The sequence below is a fragment of the Acinetobacter haemolyticus genome (assembly GCF_003323815.1).
Taxonomy (GTDB): domain Bacteria; phylum Pseudomonadota; class Gammaproteobacteria; order Pseudomonadales; family Moraxellaceae; genus Acinetobacter; species Acinetobacter haemolyticus.
Genome location: NZ_CP030880.1, coordinates 2,134,561 through 2,155,679, shown reverse-complemented (window position 1 = coordinate 2,155,679; position 21,119 = coordinate 2,134,561). Strand labels below are relative to the sequence as shown.

The window sequence follows — 21,119 nt, the reverse complement described above, 5'->3', positions numbered from 1 at the left end:
AAGCTATGTGCTGTTGTTTTTGACTGATGAAATTATGAAACAAGAGACTGCACTGAAACTTTTAAAAGCTGGGGAAAATGTTTTTTTGACAGGTTCAGCAGGTGCAGGAAAAACCTATACGCTTAATCAATATATTCATTATCTAAAAGTGCGAAAAGTTCCCGTTGCAATTACGGCATCTACAGGGATTGCAGCAACTCATATGAATGGAATGACGATTCATACATGGGCGGGGATTGGAATTAAAGATAGTTTGAGTGATGATGATCTCAAGCGAATGAAAGAACGTAAATATTTAAAAGAGCATTTAGAAAATGCCCAAGTTCTGATTATTGATGAAATTTCCATGCTGCATGCCAAGCAGCTTAATCTGGTCAATCAAGTATTGAAATATTTCAAAGAAAGCGATGAGGCTTTTGGTGGAATTCAGGTTATTGTGGCTGGTGATTTCTTTCAGTTACCGCCTGTAGGGCGTAATGGTGAAGCCAACCGCGATAAGTTTTGTTTTATGTCTGATGCTTGGGTTGAGGCGAAATTTAGAGTTTGTTATCTCACTGAACAGCATCGTCAAGATGATGAAATACTGAATCAGATCTTAAATGCGATTCGCGCTCAAAATATTCAGGCTGACCATATTCAGGCTTTACAACAATCTCGTGATCAAGATATCGGCGATACCTTCACTCGGTTATATACCCATAATATGGATGTAGATAATATCAATTATCAACATTTAAATGAGATCGACACTGAAAGCCATCAATTCAATGCTGTGCTAGATGGCAATGAGAAGCTCATCGAAACCTTAAAATCCTCTGTGCGTGCCCCAGAAGAGCTGAGCTTGAAAAAAAACGCCAAAGTTATGTTTGTTAAAAATAATTTTGATATGGGATATATCAATGGCAGTTTAGGTGAAGTCATTGGTTTTGAGGAAGATGATCAACAGGGATTACTCCCTAAAGTCAAGTTAACTGATGGCACAACGTTGTTAGTGGAACCTGAAACGTGGTCTATAGAAAACGAAGCAGGTAAAGCGATCGCAAGCTTTCAACAAATTCCTTTGCGTTTGGCTTGGGCGATTACCATTCATAAGAGTCAGGGAATGACACTTGAAGCGGCTGAAATCAATTTAACGCATACTTTTGAGAAAGGTCAGGGCTATGTGGCACTGTCTCGATTAAAGTCACTAAGTGGACTTAGATTACTTGGGTTTAATCAGCAGGCGTTAGAGCTGGATAGTTTGGCGATAAAAGCAGACCGCCGTTTTCAGGAGTTATCCACGGAAGCAGAAGCAAATTTTGAAAATGTTGATTTAACCACGCAGCATAATGCATTTATTCGTCATTGTGGCGGTACATTAAATACAACCGAAATTGCACGCAATGAAAAGAAATTATCCAAAAGCGGTACGAAGCAAAATTATGCAACCGCGACTTTAGATGAAACGAGAGCTTTGTTTGAGGGTGGCTATGAGATCGAAGACATTGCACATGAGCGTGGATTAACGCCTGCGACGATTATTAATCATTTGGCACGTTTGCATAAAGAACAAGCTTTAGATATTTCTGTTGCACATCCCGGCGATGAAGTGGTGGAAGAAGTGCGCAAGATTTATAAACGTTTGCATAAACGTAAGAATCCCGAGCATTTTACCGATGATGGTGCGATTAAGTTACGCCCAATTGTAGAGGCTACGAGTCCTAGAATGTCTTATGACCAAGTTCGATTAGCTTTGTTATTTGTTGAGTAAGGGGAATACATATGCCACATATCACGGTAAATTACTCAGCACAACTGATTGATTTAGATCAACAGAAGTTGCTTCAAGAAATTAACACATCATTAATTGCAACAGCGCTATTTGATGCAAATGATATTAAATCTCGTATTTTCAAAGATGAAATGTTTTTGATTGGTCTGGGTGATGTACAAGATGCTTATATTCATCTGAAACTTTATCTGCTCAGTGGACGGTCTGCAGCACAAAAGCAAACTTTAGGGCAGGGTTTGCTAAAGGCGCTAGAGCAAAAAAAATATTTGAAATCCGAGTTTGAGTTTTCAATACAGCTTTGCATTGAAGTGATTGATATGCCAAAAGAAAACTACTTTAAGGCAATTGCTTAGCTGAGCAAAACAGGTTATAAAAAAATCTGGCTTAGATGCCAGATTTTTTGTTTTTCCTGTCATATTAATTTTTTAATTTAAAGCGGTAGTTACATTTTAAGCAGCGATAGTCCTGAAAAATATTTTTGTCGATTATGACACCTGCTTTTTTCCCAAAAATATTACCTACCACACCGCCAGTAATTCCCACACTAATTGCACCAACAAATGTTCCTACTGTACCGCCGACAATGATACCTAATGGTCCAGCTACAGTACCAATCGCCGCGCCTACAGACGCTCCAGTCGCTGCACCGCCAACAGTACCCGCTGTTGTACCAGCAGCAGTCATTAAAACACCGCCAGTGGTTTTCAATAATTTGTCATGATCACGTGTTTCAATTTCTGTAGAGCCACATTTGGGACATTGCAGTGTTTTTTCCATAAAAATTATCCTGTCTTTCATCATTAATTGACATGGCTGTGCTCATTCACTAGGGGATGGCAGCTAACAACACGTTAATTGATTAGTAAATGATACACCTTGTCAGCTTTAATTTTAGCTCAACATTGACACAGATATTTATAGATCATGTAAACACTTGTATTTTAATAACTCTCTCATCCACAAAAGTGTTGGTTTGTTATGAGATATCCATTCTGAGACTGAATAATTCAAGTATTTAACAGAATGACTTTAATATTATCAGACATAAAAATAGCATTAAATATTTGATATTTAATGCTATAAATTTGTAATAGGGCAGAAATGGCTTAGATTTTTAGTTTATTTTCTTGAAAATGAAATCATTGATTTTGTGACCAGATTCGATACCACGACGCTCGAATTTTGTCACAGGACGCCAGTCTGGGCGAGGGTAGCTATTGCCTTTACCTGCCAAGTTCTCCAAATTTGGGCGATTGTCTAAAACATCAAGCATCCACTCTGCATATGGTTCCCAATCGGTCGCAGCGTGGAATGTTCCACCTAACGCGAGTTTCTGTTCAACCAATTGCATGCGTTCATGGATCACAAAACGACGTTTAAAATGACGCTTCTTTTGCCATGGATCAGGGAAATATAGTTGTACACAGTCGATACTATTATCAGGCATCTCACGAAGTACTTGAATCGCATCAGCATCCAGTACACGTAAGTTTTTTAGCTCAGCCATGCCCGCTTCATAGACACACTGCGCGATACCAGGGACATGGACTTCGATCCCGACAAAGTTACGCTCAGGATTAGCTTTTGCCATCAAAACCAAAGAACGTCCCATACCAAAACCAATTTCGACGGTTAGAGGGCGTTCAGGATGTTCAAAATGCTGACGTAGATCGCCAACAGGATATTCCAAAATTAAATCACGATAATTTTCTAAAGCAGTGCGTTGTGAAGTGTTGAGCGGTGCTGAACGACGCATAAATGTCACAATTTCACGGTGCTCTGGCAAATTGTCGAGTTCGGTAATTTGCGTTTCTAACTGATCGGTTGACATGATTCTGGAGATATAAAGATAGAAAAGGCGTATTTTAAGTGTTCACGGGGTCAAGTCAAATCTTTAAATGATTTTATTTGCTCAATCATTTTTAAAATTACTGAAGACATGCAAGCAATTCTTCATCCAGATGTCACAAAGATTGAATAGGCTAATGGCGATTTGAACATAAAGTAAAATATGATGAAAACATTTAAATTGCGTACAGTCACTGTTTGCCTTGGTCTTCTTGGCGCTTGTTCAGCTTTTTCACAAGCATATGCTCAACTGATGTTTAGCCAATATGTGGATGGTAGTAGTAATAAAAAAGGCTTGGAAATCTACAATCCAGATGCGACAGTTGCAAATTTGGCTGAATATGAAATTCAGCAGTTTAATAATGGTGCATTGACAAAAACTGTGGCTTTCCAGCTACAAGGTACGTTGGCGAGTCAAGCCAAATTTCTAGTTGGTCGTACTGAATTACAAGCAGTACTAGGCTCTCAGGTCAATCAGGTTGCAGCATTATCATTCAATGGGGATGATGCGATTGTACTGGTACATAAGGGCAAAGTTGTTGATCGTTTTGGGCGAGTCGGTGAGCAGCCTGTGAATGGTTGGGGAAATACCGTGTTTAGCAAAGGCAATAGTTTTACCCGCCTGCAAAACACAAATCCTGCGACTGAGATTGATCCAACAACAAGTTTTGATTTAGACAGCGCATGGAAAGCTTGGACAGATCGAAATGATTTTTCCAATCTCACAGGATCTACAACACCGCCGCCTACCGATGAGACGATTAGTTGTTCACGTTCTTCAGACACTGCGATTGCTGATCTAAATCAGCAAGCAACACAAGGGCAGAATTATACGGTACGTGGTGTGATTACCGCAGATTATCGTTATAACAATGGCTTCTCAGGTTTTTATGTACAAACACCGGATAGCAAAGCCAAGGCGAATGTCAGCAACGCCATTTTCGTCTATATACCAGCTAGTAGTACGATTAAAGGTGGGAAAGTCGGTGATGAAGTGATCTTACGAGGGCGCTTAACCGCCTATCAAAATCAATTGCAAATCGATCAAATTCAGCAAGACATTGAAACTTGTAATTTGAATATGTTAGGCCTAATTCAACCAATCAGTTTGAATTTACCATTTAAAAGTTTGACAGAATTGACTGAAAACTCTCCACAACGTTATCAGGGCATGTTGGTTAAACTTCCACAAAGCTTAACCATCAGTGAAAACTATAATTATGGTCGTTTTGGCGAATTATCTTTGAGCTTAGGGCGCTTGTATATTCCAACTAACTTACATGCACCATTATCTAACGAAGCAAAAGAGTTAGCACAGAAAAATTTATTATCAAAAATTATTCTAGATGACGGTTATAACAATCAAAACAGAACGCCGTGGTTACCTCAGAATTTTAGTGCCACCAATACGCTCAGGGTTGGGCATCAACTACAAAATGTTGAAGGTATCTTAGAATACCGATTCAATGGTTGGCGTATTCAACCAATTCAAGGTGGTAATCTTCCGACGATTATTAAACCTACACCAGAACGGCCAACTGTAATTGCCAAAGAAGATAAATTAATTCGTGCGGCAGCATTCAATGTCCTGAATTACGATAATGGTAAAAATGGTTTTCCAACTGAGCGTGGCGCAACTTCACAAGCTGAGTTTGATAAACAACATCGTAAGATTGTCAGTGCGATGCGAGCAATTGATGCTGATATTTATGGTCTAATGGAGATTGCCAACAATGGTTTTGGCGAAGACAGTGCGATTGCTTATCTCACGCGTGCTTTAGGTGCGGATTGGCGTTATGTGGTACCAGAAAACTTAGATCGTTTGGGTACAGATGCGATTGCGGTCGCAATTATTTATAACAGTAAGCGTGTCAAACCTGTAAATAAACCTGTGGTTTTGGATTTGGGAGACAAAAACAGAACCACAATTGCGCAAACCTTCCAGCCTATTTCAGGAAAGCAAATGTTGACGGTGATACCGAATCACCTTAAATCTAAAAGCTGTTCTGGAGTAAATGCAGCATCACTAGATGCAGATCAGAAAGATGGGCAGGGATGTTGGAATCCAACACGTGTTAAGGCGGTGGAGCAATTAATTCAATGGGCAGCAAAAAATCCAACACAAGTTGAAACGCCAAATATTTTGTTATTAGGTGATCTGAATAGTTATGCCAAAGAAGACCCAATCTTGGCTCTAGAAAAAGCAAATTATAAAGTGCTATTGAATGACAAAACGATTGGGCAAGGTGAACAGGCCTATAGCTATGTGTTTGGTGTATCCAGTAATGCTGAAGGTTATGGTGGTGCTGGTAATTTAGACCATGCTATTGCGGATTCTAATCTTTACAGTAAAGTCAAAAAAGCTTTTGCTTGGCATATCAATGCGGACGAGCCAACAGTTTTGGATTATAACGAAGAATATAAAACCGATGAGCAAAAGGCCTTATTCTTCGCAGAAGACCCTTATCGCTCTTCCGATCATGACCCTGTAATTGTGGATATTGATTTACAAGATCCTGAGAATAAGCCATCTACCCAAAACAGTTCTTCAGGAAGTTTTGGATGGTTGTCGATATTAGGATTATTGGGGCTTACGGGTTATTCGTTACGTTCTCGAAAAGTGAAAGTTTAATTGGTTCAATACTAAGAAGAGTAGAAAATGATCTGCTCTTCTAAGCAATTAAGTTTATTTGAACAGGATGTATACGATCACTATAAAAAGTTGACATAAGACTACTTGCAAAATCGCATAAATTCGCCAATAGTCAGATGAACAGGCATTTTACGTTTATTGACAAATTTGTGAAAACATACTTTGCAAATTTCGATCAAGCGTTTTAGAACATAAGAGTTAGATAACAAGGATCAAACATGAAGTTGTATTATTCACCTGGTGCTTGCTCATTGGCAGCACATATTATTTTAAATGAAATAAATGTAGATTTTGATTTAGAACGCGTTGATTTAAAAACACATAAAACCGAAAAAGGTGTGGATTATTATGAAATCAACCCGAAAGGTTATGTACCTGCTTTAGAAATTAATCCGGGTTTAATGTTAACTGAAAATGTGGCAATTTTACCGTTTTTGGCTCAGCATGATCCTAAGCAAGATTTAATTCCTCCATCAGGTATGGGACGTGCGAAAGTCCTTGAGTGGCTAGGATATTTAAATTCAGAATTGCATGACGCTTATGCTGTTTTCTTTGGTGGTCAATTAACCAATGATGAAAAAACTAAAGCGTATGCAGAGGTTGATCGTCTACTCAAATATATTGATAATTATTTAGCTGAATCTGAGTATGATTATTTAGTTGACGATAACTTTGGCCCTGCAGATGCATATTTATTTGTATTAACAAATTGGTCAAATCATATTGAGCATGATCTAACACCTTATATCAATATCATCGCGCTACGTAACAAAGTTGCAGAGCGACAATCCGTTCAGATTGCAATGCGAGATGAAGGTTTATTGGGTTAATTATCCAATTGGCATTAAAAAAGCCTCTGATCAGTAAATGACAGAGGCTTTTTAGTCTCAACAGATTATTGCTGAGCTTTTTCTTTTACATCAGCAGCAGTAGATTCAACCGCACCTGCAACATTCGCAGCAGCATCACGTGCAGCAGCTTCAGTTTCTGCAGCAGCTTCAGCCGTTGCAGTTGCTGTGTGATCAGCAGCAGCATCGATTTGATCAGCAGCAGAATCGACAGCAGTTGCAACATCATGACCTGCTTGTTCAGCAGCATGCTCTAAGTGTTCACCAGTTGTTGCACCTGTTTCAGGCGCTTTTTCTTTACTACATCCAACAAGGGCAACAGTCGCAGCAAGACCTAAAGCAACAAGTAATTTATTCATTTTCATATTTCCTTTTCTTTGTGGCATCCAAAAAGTGGATAACAAAAATATAAACACAAAGTTTAGGAATAAGAAAGTTTAAAATTTGTTGATAACTTGTAAAAACACGCACTTACACTGGAAAATGTAAATGCGCGCACATGTTCTTTAAAGCAGTTTAAACGCCAGAACGAATCATATAATCAAAAGCAGAGAGCGAAGCTTTCGCGCCTTCACCTGTGGCAATGATAATTTGCTTATAAGGCACTGTAGTACAGTCACCCGCAGCAAATACACCTTTCACATTGGTTTCATTGCGATCATTCACCATGATCTCACCACGATTACTCAATTCAACAGCGCTGTCTTTTAAGAAATCTGTATTCGGTAATAAACCAATTTGAACAAAGATCCCTGCAAGCTCAACCACATGTTCTTGATCTGTAGCACGATCTTTATACTTCAAGCCTGTCACTTGTGAACCATCACCAAGCACTTCAGTACTCAATGCATTCATGATCACTGTTGTATTAGATAAGCTGTTTAACTTATCTTGTAACACTTGATCCGCTCGAAGTTTGGTGTCGAACTCAACCAAGGTTACATGTTCAACAATTCCAGCAAGATCAATCGCAGCTTCCACACCAGAGTTACCGCCACCAATCACAGCAACACGTTTACCTTTGAACAATGGACCATCACAGTGTGGGCAATAAGCGACACCACGGGTACGATATTCAGCTTCACCAGGTACATTCATCTCTCTCCAACGTGCACCAGTTGAAAGAATAATGGTTTTGGATTCTAGTTTGGCACCATTCTCCAGTTCAACCTCAACCAAGCCCGTTGCTGTTTGATCTGCACCAGTCACTTTGCTCACACGTTGGAGATTCATGATATCGACATCATACTCACGGACATGTGCTTCCATTTCAGCCGCAAACTTTGGACCTTGGGTCTTTTGCACTGAGGTAAAGTTTTCAATGTCCATGGTATCCATGACCTGACCACCAAAGCGCTCAGCGACGATACCTGTTTTAATTCCTTTACGTGCCGCATAGATTGCCGCAGTGGCACCCGCAGGACCACCACCAATTACCAAGACATCAAATGCATCTTTGGCATTGATCATCGCAGCATCTTTTTCCGCAGAGTTAGTATCTAACTTGGCAATGATTTCTTCCAAAGTCATGCGACCTTGACCGATATGTTGCTCATCTTGGAACACCATTGGCACGGCCAAGATTTTGCGTTGTTCCACTTCATCTTGGAAGAACGCACCATCAATCATGGTGGTCGTGGTATTTGGGTTATAGATTGCAATCAAGTTCAAGGCTTGAACTACATCTGGACAGTTATGGCAGCTCAATGAAATAAACACATCAAAGTTTGCTTTAAGATTTAAGCCTTTGATCTGATTTAAAACCTCATCAGAAACTTTAGGTGCATAGCCTGAAACTTGTAACAATGCCAAGATCAAAGAAGTAAACTCATGTCCCATTGGTAAACCCGCAAAGAACACACGCGGTTGTTCACCTGCTTTGGCAACACCAAAACTCGGACGGCGAGCGTTTGAACCGTCAAAACGCGCCGTAACTTGATCAGACAGTTCAGCAATTTCAGTCACGAGTTCTTTTACTTTCGCAGCTTTATCTGAATCATCTAAAGCAGCCACCAACTCGATTGGACTTTCTAAACGTTCTAAGTAAGCTTTTAATTGAGTTTTAATATTTTGATCTAACATGCAAATCTCCAAATTCTAAGCAGTTCAAGTCGGCTAAATTAATTTCATGGGGCTATAGTACGCAAAAGTTCAGCATAGGGGAAACAGTATGTTTTTATGAGTTCAATCGGTTTTTTGAATTTTAAGTTAAAATATGGTGTTTTTTAATCATTTAGCAAGTGATCAAATATGAATTGCACTTAAACTTGTTATATAACTGCAATCATTTCATGGCATAACTAGAAGGCAAGTCATATGACATTACAACGTGGTATCTATCAGCATTATAAGGGACAGCTTTATCAGGTCTTTCATGTGGCACGACATAGTGAAACTGAAGAAGAGCTAGTCGTTTATCAATGTTTATATGGCAATTATTCAATGTGGGTACGTCCATTGAGCATGTTCATAGAGACTGTTCAGCTTGAAGATGGTCAGGTCCTACCACGATTTAAGTTAATACAAAGTACTTAATTGCACTAAGCATTAAGTTTTCGGGCATCATGGGAGAGTCTAAATATGACCAGCACAGTATTTTTACAACGTATTGCTGATTTGTATGACGAATTTAAACAGCATGATGCTCGACAGTCTGATCGTTTAAAACGTTATCGCAATATTGAAGCAGAATCTGCAAAGTTGCTGGCCATGTTGGTGCGTTCACAACAATCAAAAAGAATTTTGGAAATTGGCACATCGACTGGATACTCAACACTATGGTTAGCTGAAGCAGCAAAGGCTGTCGGCGCTAAAGTTCAGACCTTAGAAATTAATGCATTTCGCAGTGCCCAAGCAAAAAGATATGCTGAGGAGTTTGGTCTAGAGCATTTTATTGATTTTTGGGTAGCGGATGCATCTGTTTATTTGGCGGAAGCGAATGAACCATTTGATTTCATCTTATTGGATGCTGAGCGCGGCAGTTATGTCAGTTATTGGGAAGATTTAAAACGTTTAATGCAGTCTTGTGGTAGTAGTTTAATCATCGATAACGTCATTTCTCATACTGCTGAAGTAAAGCCAATGTTGGAGTTAATTCGACAGGACGAAAACTTTATGAGTACCATCTTGCCTGTTGGTGCTGGTCTATGCTTAGTAGTTGCGCGTTAATTCTTATTTGTGATGATTTAAGCGATAGCTCTGAGGACTACAACCCATTACCTTATTAAACGCACGTGTAAAATTGGCTGGATTGGAATAGCCTAATTCATAAGCAATATGTGTGATGGTAAAGCTTGAGTTCTCAAGTAAATCTATTGCACGTTCAATACTGATCTCTTGTTTCAGACGGTGAAATTCAACACCTTGCTGCTGTAAATAACGCTGTAATGTTTTAGTCGAGATGTTTAATACTTTCGCACATTCTTTTAATGTCGGAATCTGATTGGCTTGACGTAGCATCATGCTTACCCATTCTACAATTTCACCTTGATGATAGATCTTTTGGATTTGTTCCTGGCAACGTTGTTCAACCACTTTCAAACTGTGTGCATCTGCTAGAGGTAATGGTAGCGCAAGTTGTTGTTGATCAATCACCACACGTAAACCTGCAACCCATGCATAGTTAAAGTGAAAGTTCGCTTTTATTAAATGTACATACTGTTCTTTATATTTTGGTTCGGCTACGCTAAGATAAACTTGATAGCGCTGCAATTGCTGTCCTGCTAATTCTAATAAGCTGTAGTAAAAAGCAACAGCAATTGCTTCGATATGGAAGGCAAGACATTGTTTATTCATTTGCAAGATCGGTTCAAACAATAATTCAACTTTTTGCTGATCTGTTAAATATTGAATAGATAACTTAAAGCTTGGCATGATCAGCCTAAAATATTGTGCAATCAGCCGTAAGGCATGTTCCAGATGAGGGCTGGTCATCAATGCATAGCCTACTAAGCTATGAGAGCTCAGTTTAATATTTTTGCCTAATTGAAATGCTAAATCTTCCGTATTGGGGAGGCTTAAACCAAGCTCGATGAACTGTTCAATTTGTTGGATAGACAAAAGATCAGATGCAGAAATTTGATCTCTAAATACGGTTAGTAATTGATTATTATATTGATTTGTTTGAATTAAGATATCAATTAGCCGTAAATAGTAACGAGATGGAATGACTGGAATTTGTTGTTGTTGCATTTTAATTGAGCACTAGAGTCTTAAAATGATAATAGCAAGTCTTAAAATGATAATAAAGGATCACTTTAAAAGAACACAATTCAAGCAAGAAAACCAATATTTGATGGAAGGAGTTTCTAATGAATATGCATACACAGCTAGATATAGAGCAAGCGACTATTAAATTTAGAGACAAAAAACGACATTGGTGGTTATTGGGGTTGGCTGTACCAGCAATTGCAATGAGTGGTCTGGCAGGCTATCAATTTGGTCCCAAAAAAACCAAACGCTTTTTTGCTTCATTTGGACCACTGTTTTTGCATGGTGTGATTCCTAGTCTAGATAAATTGATCGGAGAAGATACTGAAAATCCGCCAGTGGATGCGATTGCAGATCTAGAAGCTGATCCATATTATGCACGTATTGTGAAGCTTTATATTCCTTTGCAATACGCAACAAATATCTATGGTGCTTATCTCGCAAGTCGAAAAAATACGCCAATCGCTGATCAAATCCTATTGGGTACTTTGGTGGGGATGGTCAATGGTGTTGCGATCAATACCGCACATGAACTTAGTCATAAAAGCGGAAAATTAGAGCATTATTTGTCACATTTAGCGTTGGTACCATCAGGATATAATCATTTCCGTATTGAGCATCCTTATGGGCATCATCGTCGTGTTGCGACACCTGAAGATCCTGCATCTTCACAATTTGGTGAGAGCTTCTGGAAATTCTTGCCAAGAACAGTTATTGGTAGTTTTAAGTCTGCCATTGAAATAGAAAAAAATCGCTTAGAGCGAAAAAAACTACCATTCTTTAGCAAAGAAAATGAATTAATTCATGGTTGGGCAATGTCTGCAATTTATCATGCAGCAATGTTGAGCAAGTTTGGTGTGCGTTCAATAGCTTTTCAAGTTACTCAAGCTACATATGCGGTCACGCTATTTGAATCCGTTAATTACATTGAGCACTATGGTTTAAAACGTGAAAAGAAAGACAATGGTCAATACGAACGTACTTTGCCAGAGCATAGTTGGAATAATAATAATGTGGTGACGAATTTATTTTTGTATCAGTTGCAACGTCATTCTGACCACCATGCCAATCCTGCACGTAGTTTTCAAACCTTACGACATTTTGAAGATGCACCACAACTACCAGCAGGTTATGGCGCGATGATTTTACCTGCTTTTGTCCCCGCTTGGTGGTCAAAAATCATGGATGATCGAGTGGTGGCACATTACAAAGGTGATCTTAATCGGATCAATATCTATCCTGAAGCAAAAGAAAAAGTGTTCGCAAAATACGCTGAGTAGCTTGAAGAAAAATAAAATATCTTTATTTATGAGTCAGCCCATATTGGGCTGATTTGCTATGACGAAGCGGAAATACATAGTCGTTTAAAGTGAAGATCAAATTCGAGGTATTTATGCACAAATGCGGTTTTGTCTGTAGAGCGGAGTAAATTATTATAGATAAATTCAGGGACAGGATGATAAAGCTCGCCAGAGCCATTGTTATAAAAAATTTTCAAATACCGTGTAGAAACATCATATTTCCAAGAGGTTACAATAACAGTTCTTTCCATCTATTAGCCCCCATACAATTTTGATCATTTGTTACATATATAAAAAACCTTTTATTTCATAATTTGACACTACTCTAAGTCTCGCAACCTGACAATTGATAAATGAAGATTGCAATGAAGATATAAGTATAAGAATTGTTAATAAATTGATAATGTCATCGAGTAAAAAAAGAAACCACCCATAAGGGTGGTTCCAGACCGATTAGATGAATCTAATGAATTAGATTTTACCAACTAAGTCGATAGATGGAGCAAGAGTCGCTTCACCTTCTTTCCATTTAGCTGGGCAAACTTCACCTGGGTGAGAGTGAACGTATTGAGCAGCTTTTACTTTACGAAGTAATTCGTTTGCATCACGGCCGATACCACCAGCGTTGATTTCAACGATTTGGATTTTACCTTCTGGATCGATAACGAATGTACCGCGATCAGCAAGACCAGCAGACTCGATTAAAACGTCAAAGTTTTTAGAAAGAGTCCAAGTTGGATCGCCGATTAATGGGTATTGGATTTTCTTGATTGCTTCAGAAGTATCGTGCCATGCTTTGTGCGTGAAGTGAGTGTCAGTAGAAACACCGTAAATTTCAACACCTAGTTTTTGGAACTCTGCATAGTTGTCAGCTAAATCTTCTAATTCAGTTGGGCAAACAAAAGTAAAGTCAGCTGGATAGAAGAATACTACAGACCATTTACCTTTTAGATCTGCTTCTGTAACTTCAACAAATTGACCGTGATGGTATGCAGTCGCTTTAAATGGTTTAACTTCAGTATTAATTAAGCTCATCATTGTCTCCATGATTGAGGTTTATCTTTAAACTAGGAACTTGTTTACGAGATGTAGAATAAATAATTTTTCATTATTGGGGAAATAGTATTTTTACATGACTAAAATCGGAAAAACGAATGATTCGATTTAAGTCCATATTTTTCCCCAAATTTATCCTGATTTGACTCCAACAACATGACGTCAAGATGACAGGACAGTTAAAATTAATGTGTTAGACAACATGCAGTTTCTGATACCAAAATTCAAGGGTAGAATTGAAAAAAATATAAAATTGTTTAATTCCTAGCCTAAAATTTAGGCTTTGAGCCCAGTTACTGTGTATATAGCGATTTAATACTCAAATGAGTAATAGCAAAGTATGAACATTTAGGGCTTGATACGGGCTTCGGTACAATTAATCTTTTATCTGAACCATAATAACAACTGCATCGATTGCGTTGATTGATGCGGTTTCTTTGCATAGCAGGGCTTTAAAGCGTAAAATAGCCGACTATTTTGTTTTTCAGGAAAGCTGTTCAGTGCAGAGTTATTTAAATGTAGATCAATTGGTTATGGCACGTGACCGTCACCGTTTAAATCGACTGCGCAAAGATAAGAAAACAGAAACAGCAGAAATAGAAAAGTTCTTTGAACAGTCTAATCATAAAGTTAAACAACGTTTAGCTCGACTCCCGAAGATCAAGCTCAATCAAGATTTACCTGTTACCCAGTATGCAGACCGTTTAATTGAAGCAATTCAGAAGCATCAAGTGATCATTGTCGCGGGTGAAACGGGTTCAGGTAAAACCACACAACTTCCTCAAATCGCAATGCTAGCAGGTCGTGGGCTTACGGGCATGATTGGTCATACCCAACCGCGTCGTTTGGCTGCACGTAGTGTTTCTCAGCGTATTGCTGAAGAAGTGGGCGAAAAATTGGGTGAGTCGATTGGTTTTAAGATTCGCTTTAATGAGCAAGGTTCGCAAGACTCAATTGTTCGCTTGATGACAGATGGTATTCTGTTAGCAGAACTGACCAATGACCGATTTTTATCAAAATACGATACCATCATTATTGATGAAGCGCATGAACGCTCACTCAATATTGACTTTATCATGGGTTATCTCAAGCAGCTTTTACCAAAGCGCCCAGATTTAAAAGTAATCGTTACCTCAGCAACCTTGGATGTAAATCGTTTTAGTCAATACTTTAATGATGCACCAATTTTTGAGGTTGAAGGACGTAGCTTTCCAGTAGAAGTCCGTTATCGTCCGATCTCGGAACTCAGCATTATTGGTAGTGATGATGATGAGTTTGATGACTTTGAAGAGAATCTGCCTAGAGCCGTCGTTCAAGCAGTCGAAGAATGTTTTGCTGATGCCGAAGCAAAAGGTCATCCAGAACATGCGGATATCCTGATCTTTGCGAGTACCGAGCAAGAAATTCGTGAATTACAGGAAACCCTACAGAAGTTTGGTCCCCGTCATACCGAAGTTCTGCCTTTATATGCGCGTTTGGCCTTGGCAGAGCAGCAAAAGATTTTCAGTCCAAGTGGTAAAGGCAGACGTATTATTATTGCCACCAACGTTGCAGAAACAGCGTTGACTGTTCCAAATATTCGCTATGTGATTGATAGTGGTTTTGCCCGTATTTCACGTTATAACTATCGTTCGCGGGTACAACGTTTACCGATTGAAGCGATTTCACAAGCGGCAGCCAATCAGCGTAAAGGGCGTTGCGGTCGTATTGCTGCAGGTGTATGTATTCGCTTATACAGCGAGGAAGACTTTTTAAGCCGTCCAGAATTTACAGAACCTGAAATTAAACGGACCAATTTAGCTTCTGTAATTTTACAGATGCAAAGCCTCGGTTTGGGTAACTTAGAGGATTTTGACTTCATTGAACCGCCAGATTTCCGTTTGGTGAATGATGGTCGTAAGTTACTTATTGAGCTGGGGGCACTGAATGAACGGAAAAATGAACTGACTAAAGTCGGTCAAATGATGGCGCGTATGCCGATTGATCCGCGTTTAGCACGTATGATTATCGGTGGCGCGCACTTTGGTGTGCTCAAAGAAACCTTGATTATCGTCAGTGCATTAGCGATTCAAGATCCGCGTGAACGCCCTGCGGACAAACAAATGCAGGCGGATCAAAAACATGCATTATTCAAAGAAGCGGATTCAGACTTTTTATTTTATTTAAAACTGTGGAATACCTTACAAACCAGTCCTGATACTCAATCAGAGAACAAGCGTCGTCAATTTGCCCGTCAGCATTTCTTGAGCTGGTTACGTTTACGAGAATGGAAACAAACCCATCACCAATTGGTCGAGTTGGCTGAAGGCTTAAAACTTAGTTTTAATGAAAAAGGCGCGAATTATGAAAATTTACACCGCGCACTCTTAACGGGATTGCTTTCTTTTATTGCCAATAAAACGGATGAACGTAATACCTTTATGGCAGTGCGTCAGCAGAAAGCCAAAGTTTTTCCAGCCAGTACCTTACATAAAACCAATACCGCTTGGGTCATGGCCTTTGAAATGGTAGAAACTTCGCAAGTGTATTTGCGAACATTGGCAAAGATTGATCCAGAATGGATTTTGCTGGCGGCACGTGATCTATTGAAATATCACTATTTTGAGCCACATTGGTCGAAAAAGGCAGGCATAGTAAATGCCTATGCGCAAATTTCATTATTTGGTTTGATCATTGAACCAAAACGAATGGTGAATTTTGAGAAGGTGGATCAACCCGCGGCGCATGAAATCTTTTTACGTGATGCACTGACGACTGGGAACTTGGGTATTACACCGCCGTTTTTGAAACACAACTTGCTAAAGCTAGAAGAAGTTGAGCGTGTTGAGGATAAATTACGTCGTCGTGATTTGGTGGTGGATGAAGAAACCATTTATCAATTTTATGCCGAGAAAGTTCCTAAGGAAATTGCGAGCCGTCGTAGTTTTGAAGACTGGCGTGCAACAGTAGAGCCAGATCATCCGCGTTTCTTATTTGTTGATGATGACGCATTGTGGATGAATGATCGTCCAACCACGCAGCAATTTCCAGATTATTTACATAATGGTCAATTGCGTTTGGCTGCGAGCTATCGTTTTGATCCTAGCCATGATGAAGATGGTGCAACCATTAAAATCCCAGTACAGGCTTTAGCACAAGTGGATGAAAAGCAGTGGTCGTGGGGGATTCCTGGTTGGAGACAAAGTTTAATTGAAGCCTTGTTAAAAGCATTGCCGAAGGATAAACGCCGTAATTTAGTCCCTATACCTGATACTGCAAAAAAAATGTTACAGGGGATCGATGCTGTACATTTAAGAGAGCACTTATTTAGTTATTTGGCATTTGCTTTACGTGGTGAACAAATCACTGAAAAAGACTTTTCTTTTGAAAAAATTGATCAATATCTAGTGCCTTTTATCAAGGTGTTGGATGAAAAAGGTAAATTAATCGCGCAAGGTCGCGATTTAGAAGAGCTAAAAGCACGTTGTCGTATTGAAACCCATCGTCCAGTGAAGCAACAACAGGGCGAGTTCCAAAGTTTTCCTGAGAGTTTTGTATTTGAAGCATCACAAAAAGTGACTGGGGTTGTGGTACAGCAATATCAAGCTTTGGTTCCAACCAAAGTATTTGCTGAACTTGATGCTAAAGATGATTCTGGTGTTGTGGTTCAAACTTTTAATGATCAAAGTGAAGCAATTAAACAACATCGTGAGGGTGTGATTCGCCTCGTGCATTTGCAGTTAGGTGATTTAATTCGTCAATTGAAAAAGCAGATTTCCAAACCTTTGGCTTTGGCCTATTCACCTTTAGGTGACCGTGCAAAACTAGAGCAGATGCTGGTTTATGCCACGCTGCAAGTCTCGATTCAAGGGCTTCCTAAGCATGCGGATGAGTTTCAGCAACTTTTAATTGAAACCAAAAAGCATTTTTTGGCGAATGGTCAGAAAGTTTTAAATGATATGACTGAAATCTTTACCCAATGGCAGAGGATTCGCCGTGAGTTGTTAGTACTTGATCAAAGTATCTTTGGTCGAAGTCTAGATGATATAGAGGATCAACTTGATTTAATGTCTTTGGTGGACTTCGTCTATACTCGCCCTGTTGATCTTTGGCAGGAATATCCGCGTTATTTAAAAGCATTGCTATTGCGTTTAGACCGTTTGCCAAATAATCTACAACGTGACCTTGCGGCAATTGATGATGTCGATCCATGGATGGACAAAGTATTTAAATTCAAAAATGATCCTAAAATCAAAGAAATGTATTTGATGTTAGAGGAATTGAGAATTTCTTTGTTTTCTCAACCGATGAAAACAAAGATGCCAATTTCACCAACTAGATTACAAAAACTATGGGATCGATTAGCAATCGGTTAAACTGAGCGACAATGAAAGTTAGAACCATTCTTTACAGGAGTTTTACATGGGCATCCGTATAACAGGTACAGGTTTGTTCCACCCAACCGAATCTATTTCCAATGAAGAGTTGGTTGAAAGTTTAAATGCTTATGTAGAACAGTACAATCAAGACAATGCTGATAAAATTGCAGCAGGTGAGTTAGAAGAGCTACGCGGCTCTAGCCCTGAGTTTATTGAAAAAGCTTCAGGGATTAAGCGTCGTTATGTGGTTGAAAAATCGGGTATTCTTGATCCAAAACGTTTGCGTCCTCGTTTGCAAGAGCGTAGTAATGACGAGCTTTCACTTCAAGCGGAGTGGGGTGTAATTGCTGCAAAGCAAGCGATGGAAAATGCAGGTGTGACAGCTGAAGACATAGATGTCGTGATTTTGGCTTGTTCAAATATGCAACGCGCATATCCAGCCGTTGCCATTGAAATCCAGTCAGCATTAGGTATTAAAGGTTATGCCTATGACATGAATGTGGCTTGTTCAGCAGCGACATTTGGTTTAAAGCAGGCCTATGATGCAGTGAAATGTGGCGCTCGTCGTGTTTTACTACTCAATGTTGAGATTACATCAGGTCATTTAGATTATCGTACGCGTGACGCACACTTTATCTTTGGTGATGTTGCGACAGCTTCAATTATTGAAGAAACTGAAACAAAATCAGGTTACGAAATCTTAGATATCCATTTGTTTACTCAATTCTCAAATAATATTCGCAATAATTTTGGTTTCTTAAACCGTAGTGAAGATGCGGTTGTTGATGATAAGTTGTTCCGTCAAGATGGTCGTAAAGTATTCAAAGAAGTTTGCCCACTTGTTGCGAAAATCATTACCGCGCAATTGGAAAAACTTCAATTAACACCTGAGCAGGTCAAGCGTTTTTGGTTACACCAAGCCAATGCCAATATGAACGAGTTGATTTTAAAACTCGTCGTTGGTAAAGAGGCGGATTTAGAGCGTGCACCAATTATTTTAGACGAGTTTGCCAATACCTCTTCTGCTGGCGTAATTATTGCCATGCATCGTACAGGCGAGCAAGTGAATGATGGTGAATATGCTGTGATCTCTTCGTTCGGCGCTGGTTATTCTGTCGGTTCGATTATTGTGCAAAAACATATCGCATAAATTTTATAAGTTAAAAAAACACCGCATTTGAAAATGCGGTGTTTTTTATTTAAGCATGGGTATTTACTTCAACATAATCGCGAGATCTATCAGTTGAGGGGTCGTGCTGCTACCAATCGTTGAGGCAGCTAGATTTGGTGTGCCGTCTACATTAATAGCAAGTCTAGCCCTTGGTGTCGTAATCGTTGTATCACTATTTAAATCAATCCGATATAAAACAGATGGTCCTGTCATTCCTGAGACAGTTGCTAAGGCAAAACCGTTATCACCACCCGCAATATCAAAGCCATTATCTAACCCTAAGTTAATGCCTAAAGCACCAATTGAATTGAGTACGCCATCATTTGGTGGACTTTGTTTAACTAGCAGTTGGTTGCCTTGATCTAGGTTAAATAATTCTGTACCAATCATAGCGATCGGCGTTTGGAAGCTATTAGTGTAAGCGGCTGCGGTTACAACAGCATCTTCGATTCCATTGAGTTCACCATCGGTAATGGTGTCACCAGTGTCAACATTGATACGTAAGCTTTGTCCGGTATTGCTAATAACACGTAATCGGTCTGCTGCTGGGTTAAAGTCAACGGCAAAATTCGTACCTAGCAGTGTAGTGAATGGATTATCATCACCCATTGCAGCTTTCAATGAAGTTTGAAGTGTTGCCATACCTGTTTGCATATTGATAGTGTATAGATTTGATTGATCACTTAATCCATAAAGCATGCCTGATTTATCGGTCATCGTTTTGAATCTGAAATCTATACCGACAATTTTTTCTCCAACCTTCAAGCCTGTGATATTAGTTTGTTTGACTGTATTTGGACTATTTACCATAAAGTGCAGTAGTTGATTATTCGCACTCAGGCCAAATGCATGAGCGCCAGTATCTTTGGCACTTTCAAGTGCTAAACCGCGGATTCCTGCAGTTTGAAACAGATTTGGTAAGTTTTTACTTTCTACAACAGCGGCATTGTCAGAACCTACAGTTGCAAGATTTAAGTGATGAAGTTGATAGGTTCCAGCAGCTTTGAGGGCTGCATAGCCAACATTATTAATAGGATCAATATCAAAACCACCGCCACCAGAAATATTAACACCAGAAGCGAGCATTGCTGAGCTACCCAAAGTACCTGCATTGGCGTTTTGTAGATAGATACGATCGGTGTTTTGATCAATACTAAATAATCGTGTAGAACCCGTACCAGCCATTGCATTGGTATATGCGGCAGCGATAATCGAAACTGAGTCAGTTCCTGAGCTGATATTGCCATCGGTAATCGTTGCACCTGTATCTACATTGATTCGTAAATTTTGCCCATCATTGCCAATTACTCTTAGACGGTCTGCTGCTGGATTGAAATTCACAGTCATTAAATCAGGATTACCCGTTATTTTGCTGTAAGGTGCATTGCCATCTGTTGTATCACTTGGGTCTGCAACTAATTTACTTACCCATGTAACTCGACCCGTTTGAGGATTTAGTGTGTAAATATTGCCCATGGTGCCAACAGCATAAAGTTTGCCGTCTTTGGGGCGATGATCAATACCGATGAGTTGTTCATCTGCTTGTAAGCCTGTAATTTTAAGATTGGATACTAGTTTTTCAGGTTGATCACGGTTAATTGAGCTGATCATTCCATTGGCCGTTAAAATCAGTACATCGCCCGTATTGGTAGCTGAGGGCTTAGAATCATTATTAGAATCACTGTTGCACCCTAAAAGAAATACGCTACCTAGGATTGCTGTACTTAGTGATAAAGTTTTTCTATTCATTTTTTCATATCCTGATTAATACTTTTTTTGGTAAGAAGTTGTTGGTCTTATTCCGTATCATGTATAAAACGAGAACTTCTAATGATTTTGTGACGAGTTATAAATAAAGATTGAAACCTCTATTTTTTCATTGTGAGTTCAAATAGTTTTTATCA

17 protein-coding genes are annotated in these 21,119 nt (G+C 39.2%); 9 read left to right on the top strand and 8 right to left on the bottom strand.

Going from position 1 to position 21,119, the window contains the following annotated elements:
- The first annotated feature begins 34 nt into the window (after positions 1-34).
- Both DS737_RS09870 and DS737_RS09865 read left to right on the top strand, forming a co-directional pair.
- On the top strand, positions 35-1,750 hold the full coding sequence (locus DS737_RS09870; RefSeq protein ID WP_005082137.1) for an AAA family ATPase: 1,716 nt from the start codon (positions 35-37) through the stop codon (positions 1,748-1,750).
- Between the two features lie 11 nt (positions 1,751-1,761).
- On the top strand, positions 1,762-2,124 hold the full coding sequence (locus DS737_RS09865) for a 5-carboxymethyl-2-hydroxymuconate Delta-isomerase (protein WP_113997423.1): 363 nt from the start codon (positions 1,762-1,764) through the stop codon (positions 2,122-2,124).
- 64 nt (positions 2,125-2,188) lie between these two features.
- Here the strand turns inward: DS737_RS09865 and DS737_RS09860 are convergent, their stop codons facing one another.
- Positions 2,189-2,548 (bottom strand): hypothetical protein, encoded by a 360-nt coding sequence (locus DS737_RS09860; RefSeq protein WP_005090952.1) that lies wholly within the window; start codon positions 2,546-2,548, stop codon positions 2,189-2,191.
- Between the two features lie 337 nt (positions 2,549-2,885).
- Complete coding sequence (gene trmB / locus DS737_RS09855; RefSeq protein WP_005082143.1) at positions 2,886-3,602, bottom strand: tRNA (guanosine(46)-N7)-methyltransferase TrmB; 717 nt, start codon at positions 3,600-3,602, stop codon at positions 2,886-2,888.
- A 183-nt stretch (positions 3,603-3,785) separates the two neighbouring features.
- Between trmB and DS737_RS09850 the strand changes: the two genes are divergently transcribed.
- Both DS737_RS09850 and DS737_RS09845 read left to right on the top strand, forming a co-directional pair.
- The gene (locus tag DS737_RS09850) at positions 3,786-6,251 is read left to right on the top strand and encodes an ExeM/NucH family extracellular endonuclease (protein ID WP_113997985.1); all 2,466 of its coding nucleotides are present in this window, start codon (positions 3,786-3,788) and stop codon (positions 6,249-6,251) included.
- A 239-nt stretch (positions 6,252-6,490) separates the two neighbouring features.
- Positions 6,491-7,102 carry a glutathione binding-like protein gene (locus tag DS737_RS09845; RefSeq protein ID WP_005082151.1) on the top strand — a complete coding sequence of 204 codons (612 nt, stop codon included), beginning with the start codon at positions 6,491-6,493 and terminating at the stop codon, positions 7,100-7,102.
- 65 nt (positions 7,103-7,167) lie between these two features.
- Here the strand turns inward: DS737_RS09845 and DS737_RS09840 are convergent, their stop codons facing one another.
- Together DS737_RS09840 and ahpF are read right to left on the bottom strand one after the other, a co-directional pair.
- Entirely contained in the window at positions 7,168-7,479 is a 312-nt protein-coding gene (locus DS737_RS09840; RefSeq protein WP_005082153.1) for a hypothetical protein, read from the bottom strand.
- Between the two features lie 157 nt (positions 7,480-7,636).
- Complete coding sequence (gene ahpF / locus DS737_RS09835; RefSeq protein ID WP_113997422.1) at positions 7,637-9,202, bottom strand: alkyl hydroperoxide reductase subunit F; 1,566 nt, start codon at positions 9,200-9,202, stop codon at positions 7,637-7,639.
- A 234-nt stretch (positions 9,203-9,436) separates the two neighbouring features.
- Between ahpF and DS737_RS09830 the strand changes: the two genes are divergently transcribed.
- Positions 9,437-9,655 carry a DUF1653 domain-containing protein gene (locus tag DS737_RS09830; protein ID WP_113997421.1) on the top strand — a complete coding sequence of 73 codons (219 nt, stop codon included), beginning with the start codon at positions 9,437-9,439 and terminating at the stop codon, positions 9,653-9,655.
- 45 nt (positions 9,656-9,700) lie between these two features.
- Positions 9,701-10,288 (top strand): O-methyltransferase, encoded by a 588-nt coding sequence (locus DS737_RS09825; protein ID WP_113997420.1) that lies wholly within the window; start codon positions 9,701-9,703, stop codon positions 10,286-10,288.
- A gap of 3 nt (positions 10,289-10,291) precedes the next feature.
- Here DS737_RS09825 and DS737_RS09820 read toward each other — a convergent pair whose 3' ends face one another.
- On the bottom strand, positions 10,292-11,311 hold the full coding sequence (locus tag DS737_RS09820) for an AraC family transcriptional regulator (protein ID WP_004638588.1): 1,020 nt from the start codon (positions 11,309-11,311) through the stop codon (positions 10,292-10,294).
- 119 nt (positions 11,312-11,430) lie between these two features.
- Between DS737_RS09820 and DS737_RS09815 the strand changes: the two genes are divergently transcribed.
- A complete protein-coding gene (locus DS737_RS09815; protein WP_004638589.1) occupies positions 11,431-12,609 on the top strand; it encodes an alkane 1-monooxygenase in 1,179 nt (392 codons plus the stop codon).
- Between the two features lie 56 nt (positions 12,610-12,665).
- Here the strand turns inward: DS737_RS09815 and DS737_RS09810 are convergent, their stop codons facing one another.
- Together DS737_RS09810 and ahpC are read right to left on the bottom strand one after the other, a co-directional pair.
- Positions 12,666-12,881 carry a KTSC domain-containing protein gene (locus tag DS737_RS09810; RefSeq protein ID WP_005090936.1) on the bottom strand — a complete coding sequence of 72 codons (216 nt, stop codon included), beginning with the start codon at positions 12,879-12,881 and terminating at the stop codon, positions 12,666-12,668.
- A gap of 220 nt (positions 12,882-13,101) precedes the next feature.
- The gene (gene ahpC, locus DS737_RS09805; RefSeq protein ID WP_005090931.1) at positions 13,102-13,665 is read right to left on the bottom strand and encodes an alkyl hydroperoxide reductase subunit C; all 564 of its coding nucleotides are present in this window, start codon (positions 13,663-13,665) and stop codon (positions 13,102-13,104) included.
- A gap of 521 nt (positions 13,666-14,186) precedes the next feature.
- On the opposite strand from ahpC, the gene hrpA reads away from it, so the two are divergent.
- The gene (hrpA, locus tag DS737_RS09800; protein ID WP_113997419.1) at positions 14,187-18,041 is read left to right on the top strand and encodes an ATP-dependent RNA helicase HrpA; all 3,855 of its coding nucleotides are present in this window, start codon (positions 14,187-14,189) and stop codon (positions 18,039-18,041) included.
- A gap of 46 nt (positions 18,042-18,087) precedes the next feature.
- A complete protein-coding gene (locus DS737_RS09795; RefSeq protein WP_004638594.1) occupies positions 18,088-19,194 on the top strand; it encodes a beta-ketoacyl-ACP synthase III in 1,107 nt (368 codons plus the stop codon).
- Between the two features lie 63 nt (positions 19,195-19,257).
- Here DS737_RS09795 and DS737_RS09790 read toward each other — a convergent pair whose 3' ends face one another.
- The gene (locus DS737_RS09790; protein WP_113997418.1) at positions 19,258-20,964 is read right to left on the bottom strand and encodes a DUF4394 domain-containing protein; all 1,707 of its coding nucleotides are present in this window, start codon (positions 20,962-20,964) and stop codon (positions 19,258-19,260) included.
- Positions 20,965-21,119: the final 155 nt, after the last annotated feature.